General features: G+C 54.7%; 8 protein-coding genes. 7 read left to right on the top strand and 1 reads right to left on the bottom strand.

All coding sequences use genetic code 11. The features are described from left to right. A partial coding sequence (gene tnpA, locus G461_RS0114350) for an IS200/IS605 family transposase (RefSeq protein WP_026972354.1) occupies positions 1–228 on the top strand: 228 nt, incomplete at its 5' end. Between the two features lie 89 nt (positions 229–317). Here tnpA (G461_RS0114350) and G461_RS0114345 read toward each other — a convergent pair. Then, positions 318–947: a hypothetical protein gene (locus G461_RS0114345; RefSeq protein WP_026972353.1), complete on the bottom strand. Its 630-nt coding sequence runs from the start codon at positions 945–947 to the stop codon at positions 318–320. Positions 948–1,123: 176 nt separating this feature from the next. Here G461_RS0114345 and G461_RS0114340 point away from each other — a divergent pair, with 176 nt between their 5' ends. The 6 genes from G461_RS0114340 to tnpA (G461_RS25950) all read left to right on the top strand — a co-directional run. Continuing rightward, the gene (locus G461_RS0114340; protein ID WP_026972352.1) at positions 1,124–1,363 is read left to right on the top strand and encodes a hypothetical protein; all 240 of its coding nucleotides are present in this window, start codon (positions 1,124–1,126) and stop codon (positions 1,361–1,363) included. Positions 1,364–1,452: 89 nt separating this feature from the next. Further along, a complete protein-coding gene (locus G461_RS0114335) occupies positions 1,453–2,892 on the top strand; it encodes an NAD-dependent succinate-semialdehyde dehydrogenase (protein ID WP_026972351.1) in 1,440 nt (479 codons plus the stop codon). A 230-nt stretch (positions 2,893–3,122) separates the two neighbouring features. Further along, entirely contained in the window at positions 3,123–4,082 is a 960-nt protein-coding gene (locus tag G461_RS0114325) for an ABC transporter substrate-binding protein (RefSeq protein ID WP_026972350.1), read from the top strand. A 9-nt stretch (positions 4,083–4,091) separates the two neighbouring features. Further along, positions 4,092–4,994 carry an ABC transporter permease gene (locus G461_RS0114320; protein WP_026972349.1) on the top strand — a complete coding sequence of 301 codons (903 nt, stop codon included), beginning with the start codon at positions 4,092–4,094 and terminating at the stop codon, positions 4,992–4,994. Then, positions 4,991–5,794: an ABC transporter ATP-binding protein gene (locus G461_RS0114315; protein ID WP_026972348.1), complete on the top strand. Its 804-nt coding sequence runs from the start codon at positions 4,991–4,993 to the stop codon at positions 5,792–5,794. The genes G461_RS0114320 and G461_RS0114315 overlap by 4 nt, the downstream gene beginning before the upstream one ends. Before the next feature lie 182 nt (positions 5,795–5,976). Then, on the top strand, positions 5,977–6,194 hold a 218-nt coding region (gene tnpA / locus G461_RS25950; RefSeq protein WP_157360275.1), incomplete at its 3' end, for an IS200/IS605 family transposase.

Below are 6,194 nucleotides of genomic sequence, written 5' to 3'. Positions count from 1 at the left end.
AGTGTTTCAGAGTATGTAGGCTTCGTGAAAGGAAGAACCGCGATTAGGTTGTTTGCGAAGTTTCCTTACTTGAGAAAGAAGAAACTGTGGGGTAATCACTTTTGGGAAAGAGGGTACTTCGTTGACTCCGTTGGGGCGAACGAAGACATAATCAGGCGGTATGTCAGGCATCAAGACAAGGTAGAGAAAGAAGAGCAAGAACGTCAGATGTCACTAGAAATGCAGTAGTATAGGTGAGCCCCCTTCTAGGGGGCCGTGTCAAAGCCACCTGCTCAGCAGGTGGATTTTTTACATCTGTGACCCGTCCTGAATAAGGTCTAGGGCAGGGATGACGACAAGCCGCTCAGCACCCATTCACCAACCCGCTGTGAGCTGGGCGGAGAGGGATACTTTGCACTGGCCTGGCTGACCTTATCCTCGCCAGCCCATCCCAAGGACTGGGCCAGACCGCCGAGCAGGCCGGTTTCACCGCCACTTGGTCTGATACAGTTTTGATTGCTCAAGCCCCTAGCCAAGTTACCGCTCCACGCTAGCTCATGGCTTTGGCTGTCGAGTACCTCCAAGCGCACGTTCATCTCGCGATGGGCGCTAAAGCACTCGCTCTGTTTGTGCTGATGGTGGTTCTTGGTGATTTGGTCGCTCTCTATGTGATAGCTGATCACAAAGCGGGGAGACCCGGCTGTTGAGGTATCGGCTTGCACGCTCTGCCCATAGCGCAGCTGTAACTGGGTTAGCAGAAAGGCATCGAGCTTTTTGACCTTGTAAGCGGAGATATCCGGATAGGACGACAGGGTACTGCCATTAAAGTGGGCACCTTCCGCCAGTAGATGCTCGCGGCGCAGCGGTTCACCTTCGGTGTACACGTCGTTCGGTGTATGGCTACAGCCACTTAGCAACAACCCGCTAAGCGAAAGCCAGATAACAGGTAGATAAGCAATGAGTTTCACGATGATTCCATGTGTGTTAACAGCAACTCAGGCCTTAATTTAACAGTAATTACTTTCAGCTAGCAATTTGTTGATGCAAGCCAAGAACGATAGCGTGGCTATCTCGGACAATGGTTGCAGATTAGTGCTCGGCGTTCTGTGTCAGCGCTTGAAAAACTGTAAAGAGGAAAGAAACGATGTCTTGTGGATGTGGAACCGATCATAGCGATGGCAAGGCGATTATCGATCGCCTGCGCGTAAAAGGGCTGGCTGACAAGCCGATGAAGCAGAGCTATCAGATTAGCTGCGAGTGCCAGTCGGAGTTCACCATGGCAACCTTTAGTGCCAGCTGCCCACAATGCGGTATGGTATTTGGGGTAACACCTTGTAGCCAGCATGCCTTGGAAAACATTAAACCAGCGGGTGTGAACTACTAGCGGTTATCGCCCTACCCACAGGGCGGCTTGCAAGCGCGGGATTTGGTGATTAAGGTCAGTAGTGTTTAGGCTTACTGACAGGATGCACCATGCAAGGGATCGCCAACCGAACGCTACTATCCGCAACATCGTCCGACCAAGGTTCAGGTCTGCCGGTTTTTAACCCGGCTAACGGCGCCTTTCTGGCCCCCGTGCCCACCACGGATACGCAGCAACTTAATCAAGCGGTTGAACGCGCCCATCAGGCACAGCTTGCATGGGCCAAGCTGCCTGCCAAGCAACGTTCGGAGATACTCTTTGCCTGGTATCAGCTACTGCTCGATAACCAGCAGGACTTAGCGCGCTTGATGACACTGGAGCAGGGTAAACCCTTGGCCGAAGCGCTTGGCGAGGTGCTCTATGGCGCTAGCTTTATCCAATGGTTTGCCGAGGAAGCCAAGCGAGCCTACGGCGAAACCATCCCCGCTCCGGGGGCGGATAAACGCATCATGACCATCAAGCAGCCGGTTGGCGTGACCTGCGCGATTACTCCTTGGAACTTCCCGATAGCGATGATCACCCGTAAGGCTGCGCCAGCATTGGCCGCGGGCTGCAGCATGCTGATCAAACCGGCCGAAGATACCCCGCTGTCAGCCTTGGCCATCGCCGAGCTAGCCTATCAAGCGGGGATCCCCAAGGACTTGTTGCAGGTGGTCATCGGTGAAACCCCGCAGCAGGTCGGGGAGGTATTCTGTACGCATCCGCTGATTCGCAAGCTCTCGTTTACCGGCTCAACCGCAGTGGGCAAGCTGCTACTGGAGCAGGTGGCCAGCGATGTCAAACGCTGTTCACTGGAGCTTGGCGGCAATGCGCCCTTTATCGTATTTGATGATGCCGACATCGACGCCGCGGTGGTGGGCGCGATTGCCTCGAAGTTTCGCAATGCTGGGCAAACCTGTGTCTGCGCCAACCGCTTTTATGTGCATGATGCGGTCTACGAAGAGTTCGTCGACAAATTTGCTCAAGCTGCCAGCGCATTGAAGGTGGGAGATGGCCTCAGCCCCGAGGTAGCCATTGGCCCGCTGATTAATCAGGCCGCCAAGGACAAGGTGCTGTCTTTGATTGACGAGGCGCTCGAGCAAGGCGCGCAATTGGTGGGCGCTCCACCAAGCCACAGCGGACTATTACTCGCGCCACACGTGCTAAGAGATGTAAGCCATGATATGGCGATTGTGCGCCAAGAGATTTTCGGCCCAGTCGCGCCGATTATCCGCTTTAGTGACGAGCAAGCGCTGATAGCAATGGCCAATGACAGCGAATATGGCCTGGCTAGTTACTTCTACAGCCGCGACATCCAGCGGGTGTTTCGGGTGGCAGAGGCCTTGGAGTATGGCATGGTTGGAGTTAACGAAGGCATCATCTCCACCGAGGTGGCTCCCTTTGGCGGCGTGAAGCATTCCGGGCTTGGCCGGGAAGGGGCGCGGCAAGGGCTGGACGAGTACCTGAACCTAAAATACCTCTGCTTGGGCGGCCAAGTGACGCACGGCTAAGCAAACCGATTATACGCCCTGGAAACTTGTAACGAGGATCAAACCTTCAGCCTGTTTTCTGCAAAAGCCAGCTGTTTATTGCCACGAATAATGGGATAATCCGCTGTCAGTTTTTTGCTCAATAGGCTTATACCTAAGCATCTTGAGGTTGTTTGGGTATATCTGCTTCATCTTCGATGAAGGCCAGGGCAAAAAACAACTTACAAACACAGCAAGTAAAAGGAATTACCATGAAGTTATCCTCCCTTTTCCAGGGGGTGGCGATGGCCACCGCTTTGTTCGCTGCCGGCGCATCGGCTGCACCTGCCTATGTGGCAACCACGGCGATCGTTGAGCACCCTGCCTTAGACGCGGTACGCGATGGCGTAAAAGCCGTGCTGGAAGAGAATGGCTACAGTGGCGACAAGCTCAAGTTCACCTACGAAAGTGCCCAGGGCCAACCGGCGATTGCCGCGCAGATCGCTCGCAAACTGGTGGGTGAGAAGCCCGATGTGATCGTAGCGATTGCCACCCCATCGGCGCAGGCTGCGGTTACCGCCAGCAAAGACATTCCCGTTGTATTCTCAGTAGTTACCGACCCCATCGGCGCTAAAGTCGTACCCAGTTTAACTGCCCCCGGCAGCAATGTGACCGGCCTGTCGGACATGGTTAACGTGGAGCAGCATCTGGCGCTGATCCGCGAGTTCTTGCCCGATCTAAAACGTCTCGGCATTCCTTTCAATCCAGGCGAAGCCAACTCGGTTGCCATCGTTGAGGCGATGAAGCAGGCGGCTGCAGCCCAAGGCATTGAAGTAGTTGAGAGCGCAGCGCCAAAATCCTCGGATGTGATGATTGCCACCAAGCAGTTGGTGGGCAAGGTCGACGCGGTTTACGCCACCACCGACAACACCATTATCTCCGCCTTTGAGTCGGTAGTAAAAGTGGGTATCGACGCCAAACTGCCTGTATTTGCCGCTGATACCGCCTCGGTTGAGCGTGGCGCTGTGGCCGCGGTTGGCTACGATTATGCGGCGCTGGGCCGTCAAACTGGTGAGCTGGTCTTGAAGGTTCTGGCCGGTGAAAACCCCGGTGACATCGACGTGAAAATGGCAGAGGGCACTGACTTGTACGTGAACCCGAAGATTGCCAAGCGCATGGGCGTGAGCATCCCTGACGCGGTGCTTGCACGTGCCAACAAGGTTATCGACTAGGGTAGAAAGATGTCGTTGTTTGCGTTTTTTGGCACCTTGGAGATCGGCTTTATCTATGGGCTGGTCGCCATCGGTGTCTACCTGACCTTTCGGGTCTTGGACTTTCCCGACCTGACCGTTGACGGTAGCTTTACCTTGGGGGCAGCGGTTACCGCCACCTTGATTGTGCTGGGCTATAACGCCTATCTGGCCACCTTGCTGGGCACCTTAGCGGCCGGCGCTGCGGGTTTGGTGACTGCCTGGCTTAACCTGCGTTTTAACATCCTGCATCTGCTGGCCAGTATCTTGACCATGACTGCGCTGTATACCATCAACCTAAGAGTGATGGGCAAGCCAAATGTGGCGCTTATTATGGAGCCGACGGTGTTAACCCCCTTCGAGTCACTACCCCTTGAGAACATGTACCTAAAAGTGGTGTTTGTGGCAGTGTGCGCGATAGTGGTGGGGCTGGCGGTTGCTTGGTTCCTTAACACCCAGTACGGCTTGGCGATGCGTGCGGTGGGCGCCAATACCCGTATGGCGCAGGCCAACGGGATTGTGGTGAAGGAGAAGGTCTATGTTGGCCTGGCCCTATCTAATGGCTTAGTGGGCTTGGCTGGTGCGCTGTTTGCGCAAACCAATGGCTTCGCCGACTCCACCATGGGCATCGGTACCATTGTGGTGGGTCTGGCGGCGGTGATTATCGGCCAGTCGCTGTTTGCCTCGCGCTCGATGGTGGTGATTGTGCTGAGCTGTATTGTTGGCTCTTTGCTCTACCGTATCGCTGTCTCGGCGGCGCTGAATGCCGACTTCCTGGGCTTTACCGCGTCGGATCTGAATTTGATTACCGCAGTACTAGTGGGGCTGGCTTTAGTCTTTCCGCAGTTGCGCAGAGAGTGGAAGGCCAAGCACGCCAGGGAGGGTAAGCAATGATCCGCTGTGAAAATCTTCATGTAACCTTTAACCGCGGACTGCCTACCGAGAAGTTGGCACTGCGCGGTGTCGACTTGAGCATAGACAAGAGTCAGTTTGTTACCGTGATTGGCTCCAATGGCGCGGGTAAATCGACCTTATTGAATGCTATCGCTGGCGATGTGAGCAGCACCCAAGGCAAGATCTTCTTCGATGAGCGCGAGGTCACCCGGCTACCGGCCACTGCCCGCACCAAAGACATCGCCCGGGTGTTCCAAGACCCCCTAGCGGGTACCTGCGGCAACCTGACCGTAGAGGAGAACATGGCGCTGGCTTACGGCCGTGGATCGCGCGGTAAGCTCAAACCCGCCCTTAATGGCAAGTTGCGGGAGCTGTTTAAAGAGCAGCTGGCGCGTTTGAATCTGGGGCTGGAAGATCGCTTGGATGCAGAGATGGGCCTACTTTCGGGCGGTCAGCGCCAGTCGGTGAGTCTACTGATGTCGGCCTTGCAACCCAGCACCATCTTATTGCTGGATGAGCACACCGCTGCGCTCGACCCGAAGACCGCCGCGCTGATCATGGACATCTCCTCGCAGATCATTGCCGAGAAGCAACTGACCGTGATGATGGTGACCCACTCGATGCGCCAAGCGCTGGATTATGGCAACCGCACCATCATGCTGCATGAGGGCAAAGTGGTGTTTGATCTAAGCGGTGATGAGCGGGCTAACTGCGAAGTGAAGGACCTGCTGGATTTGTTCGCCAAGGCCAAAGGTGACGGCGATGAGCTAGACGACGACAAGCTATTGCTCGGCGCTTAGTTGTCTGTTTACTAATTACCCACTCACATCCCATCGTAAAAGAGGCTTCGGCCTCTTTTTTTGGTTTTCGGCCCTAAACCACCTACTTCAGTAGGTGGTTATCATCCGGTGAGGCTTTGCCTGAAGACCCGCTCATGCTAAATGCGCCTTTGATTTTTAGCGAAGTCAAAAGGACAAATAACATGAGCAGATACAAGCAAGCATCACACGTATTTTGGCGGTGTCAATATCACATAGTTTGGACGCCCAAGTACCGATTTAGGATATTGAGAAATAATGTAGGGAAAGAAGTCTATCGGTGTATTCAAGTTTACTGTGCTCAGTTGGGATGTGAGGTCGTCGAGCTCAGCGTCCAAAGTGACCACGTACACTTGATTGTAAAGGTTCCGCCAAAGCTGAG

Source organism: Aliagarivorans marinus DSM 23064 (genome assembly GCF_000429485.1).
In the GTDB taxonomy this organism is placed as follows: domain Bacteria; phylum Pseudomonadota; class Gammaproteobacteria; order Enterobacterales; family Celerinatantimonadaceae; genus Aliagarivorans; species Aliagarivorans marinus.
Note: the sequence above shows the minus strand (reverse complement) of the source record. Positions and strands in the feature narration are given on the sequence as shown.